The organism is Myceligenerans salitolerans (assembly GCF_017349295.1).
Lineage (GTDB): Bacteria > Actinomycetota > Actinomycetes > Actinomycetales > Cellulomonadaceae > Myceligenerans > Myceligenerans salitolerans.
On record NZ_JAFMPK010000017.1, the window covers coordinates 1 to 3313 of the forward strand.

Annotated in this window: 2 protein-coding genes; both read left to right on the forward strand. The window is 71.4% G+C overall.

The genetic code is table 11. From position 1 onward, the window contains the following. The coding region (locus J0911_RS01740) for a GH39 family glycosyl hydrolase (RefSeq protein ID WP_443677258.1) at positions 1 to 1645 on the forward strand (1645 nt) is incomplete at its 5' end. Beyond that, the coding region (locus J0911_RS01745) for a beta-galactosidase (protein WP_207273680.1) at positions 1642 to 3313 on the forward strand (1672 nt) is incomplete at its 3' end. The genes J0911_RS01740 and J0911_RS01745, both read left to right, overlap by 4 nt.

Here is a 3313-nt window from a genome sequence, read left to right on the forward strand (position 1 = left end):
CCACATGACGACGGCCCAGCGGCTCGCCGGGCGGTCGCTGCCTTCCACCGATCCGGAACCGATCAAGGAGACCTCTCTCGTGAACCGCACCGTCGTGCCCGTCGGACCCATCGGCACCCTCGGCGACGCCTGGCGGGCGTGCGTCGGGACGGGGCGATTCAACCTCGCGCTGCGTCAGGACTACCAGGAATCCCTCGCCCTGGTGCAGCGCGAGATCGGCTTCCGTCACATCCGCGGGCACGGCCTGCTGTCCGACGACGCCGGCGTCCACCGCCCCTACGACGTGGCGGGCCACCGCGGCACCCGCTACGCGTTCACCTACGTCGACCAGGTCGTCGACGCGTACCTGAGCCTCGGCGTCAAGCCCTTCCTGGAGCTCGGGTTCATGCCGGAGGAACTGGCCTCCGGCCCCGACACCGTCTTCTGGTGGCGGGGCAACATCACCCCGCCCCGCGACCATGCCGCCTGGACCCGGCTCGTCCAGGCGGTGCTACGGCACCTCATCGACCGCTACGGCCTCGGCGAGGTCCGCACCTGGCCGATCGAGGTGTGGAACGAGCCCAATCTCGAGGTCTTCTGGAAGGACGCGGACCGCGACGCCTACTTCCGGCTCTACGAGGCCACAGCGCACGCGATCAAGGACGTCGACGCCTCCCTGCCCGTCGGCGGCCCGGTGCTCTCCCCCGGGGCGGACGACTGGTGGGAGCCGTTCGCGGAGTTCGTCGTCTCTCGCGACGTGCCCATCGACTTCACGTCCTTCCACGCCTACACGAGCGGGCCCGCCGAGCACGTACCGTTCGGCGTCTACCAGACGCTCAGGCCGCCGCAGAGCCTGCTCGAGCAGTTCGCCCGGCCCAAGGAGCTCCTCGCCGGCACACCGCTGGCGGACCTACCGGCGCACGTCTCCGAGTTCAACTCGTCGTACCGGCCGGACAACCCGGTCCACGACACCGCCTACAACGCCGCATACCTCGCTCCCGTCCTCGCCGGGGGCGGCGACCTCGTGGACTCGTTCTCCTACTGGACGTTCAGCGACGTGTTCGAGGAGACCGGCATCCCGCCCGCCCTGTTCCACGGCGGGTTCGGCATGCTCACCCATCGTCAGGTCAAGAAGCCCACGTACCACCTGTACGCCTTCATGGCGCGCATGGGACCCGAGGTGCTGGCGCGCGGCACGGACCACCTCGTCACCCGGGACCCGGCCTCCCGGCGGGTCACCGTCCTCGCCTGGCAGCCGGTCGGCGGCTCGGGCGACCCCGACGAGCCTGACCGCCACGAGGTGCGGCTCAGCATTCCGGTCGCCGTGCCGACAGGGTGCGCGGGCTCGAAGCCGGTGGCCGGCCGTGCCTTCGTCCTGCGCCACGAGGTCGACGTCGAGCACGGCAACGCCTGGCACGCCTGGTCCGAGATGGGCCGGCCGGCGTCCCCGTCGTCCCGCCAGTTCGACCTTCTGCGCGAGATCTCCGAGCCCCGCCGCCGCGCGTCGTCGGCCCCGATCCGGCCGGGGCACGACGGCGCCGGCCGGATCGACCTCGACCTGACGCTCGGCCGGCACGGGGTGACCCTCGTGGAGATCGAGCCCGTCCACGACGAGACTCCGCCCTGGCTCGACGACACCCGTATTCTCGGAAGGAGCCAGGCATGACGGCCCGCGTCCCGGCCACCACCAAGGTCCTCTACGGCGGCGACTACAACCCCGAGCAGTGGCCCCGCGACGTCTGGGAGGCGGACTACGCCGCGTTCGGGAAGGCGTCGATCGACACGGTGACCCTGAACGTGTTCGCCTGGTCCCACCTGCAGCCCGACGAGGACACCTACGACTTCTCCCGACTGGACGCGATCGTCGAGCGCGCGGTCGCCGCCGGAGCACGGATCGTGCTGGCGACCGCCACCGGCGCGCTGCCCCCGTGGCTCGCCCACCGTCACCCCGAGGTGAATCGCACCGACTTCGAGGGCCGGCGGCACGCGTACGGGCAGCGGCACAACGCGTGCCCTTCGTCGCCGGTGTTCCAGCGGATGTCGGCGGCCCTCGCCGGGCGGGTCGCCGAGCGGTACACGGGGACATCGGGCCTGGTGGCGTGGCACGTCGGTAACGAGTACGGCGGGGCTTGCTACTGCGGCAACTGCGCGGCGGGCTTTCGCGGCTGGTTGCGTGAGCGGTACGGCACCCTGGACCGTCTGAACGAGTCGTGGAATGCGATGTTCTGGTCGCACCTGTTCAGCGACTGGGAGCAGATCGTGCCACCGAACGCGTTGTCGGAGCACTGGCGCGGGCCGGATCACACGGCGTTCCAGGGCATCACCCTCGACTACCTGCGCTTCATGTCCGACGCGATGCTCCGCAACTTCCGCGACGAGAAGGCCGCGATCCGTCGCCACGACCCGGACACACCCGTCACCACGAACTTCATGGGGATGTTCCGCCCCATCGACTACCACCGGTGGGCGGCGGACCTCGACTTCGCCTCCTGGGACAACTACCCGCCCGGTCCGCGCGAGCACGCGCGCATGGCGCTCGCCCACGACCTGATGCGCGGTCTCAAGGACGGCGCGCCGTTCTGGGTCATGGAACAGACTCCGACGATCACCGCCTCCCGCGACGTCAACCCGGTGAAGCGGCCTGGCGTCCTGCGGCTCTGGTCCTGGCAGGCGGTGGCGCACGGAGCCGACGCCGTCCTCTACTTCCAGCTGCGCCAGTCGCGGGGAGCGTGCGAGAAGTACCACGGCGCCGTCCTGGACCACGCCGGCCGGACCGACACCCGGGCTTTCCGCGAGGTCGCCGAGCTGGGGCGGGAGTTCCGGGAACTCGGGGGCGCGGTGCTGGGCGCCCGCACCCCCGCCCGGGTCGCGCTGCTGTTCGACTGGGACTCGTGGTGGGCCGCGGAGATGACCGACGGGCTCAACCGGCACGTGCGGTACCCCGCCGTGGTGCTCGCCTACTACCGGGCCCTGTGGGAGGCCGGGGCCCAGGTCGACGTCGTGCCCCAGTCCGCGGACCTCGCCGGGTACGACGTCGTCCTCGCGCCGCTGCTGCACCTGCTGAAGGGCGACACGGCCGACCGGCTCGAGGCCGTCGTGGCTCGCGGCGGCACGGTCCTGGCGACCTTCTGGAGCGGCCGGGTCGACGAGAACGACAACGCCTTCCTCATGGACGTCCCCGGGCCGCTGGCCGACCTCTTCGGCATACGCGTGGAGGAGACCGACTCAGGCCGGCCGGGTGTGGTCAACCCGATCACGCTGCGCATGCCCGGCGAGACGGGAACGGCCGGAACGCTCGCCGCGGAGGTGGCGAACCTGACCGGTGAGGGCGCCG